At 72.2% G+C, this 575-nt stretch carries 1 protein-coding gene; it reads right to left on the reverse strand.

Annotated elements, in window-relative coordinates; all coding sequences use genetic code 11:
* Positions 1–117: 117 nt before the first annotated feature.
* Entirely contained in the window at positions 118–486 is a 369-nt protein-coding gene (locus KUM32_RS41730) for a hypothetical protein (protein WP_217146830.1), read from the reverse strand.
* Positions 487–575: the final 89 nt, after the last annotated feature.

Consider the following 575-nt stretch of genomic DNA (forward strand, 5'->3'; position numbering starts at 1 on the left):
CGTCACACTCCTGTCGTCAGGTGTCACAAGGGCGGTTCGGGAGACCGGAGCGGCGGCGATGTCCTTTGCACGGGAGGACCGCCACGCCGGGGCAGAACGAGAGGTGGAGCGAGGGCGTCAGACGCGGAAGCGTCGAGGCCGGAGCAGTAGCCTGGCCAGGCCGTCGCCGAGGGCGGCCGTGGACGTGGCGGTCACGAACACGGTGAGCGCCGTGCCACCGCCGAGGTTCTGAACGGCGCTGCCGACCGCGACCGCCACGCCGACGCTGACGGCGAGAAGCGCGGCCGTCGCGATGGCGCGGGCGGTGGTGTGCGGCCTGAGAACGCGGGCCACGCGCTCGACCTCGCTCGGCAGGGCGACCCGAACGGCACCGCCGCTGACGCGCACGCTGATCAGGCTGGCGCGGCGTACCTTCTCCACGCCCACCACCTCGCCGATGGACCGGTCACTGCGGACGCGCACGATGTCACCGATGGCGAGAAGCAACGGAATCTCCTTACGGGATGGGGAGTGGCCGGCAGCAACCGCGCCGCGCTGATGTCGCGACGGTCGTGCCGGCAGGGGCGAGGGGGAAC

The sequence above is a fragment of the Streptomyces sp. AC627_RSS907 genome, assembly GCF_019049165.1.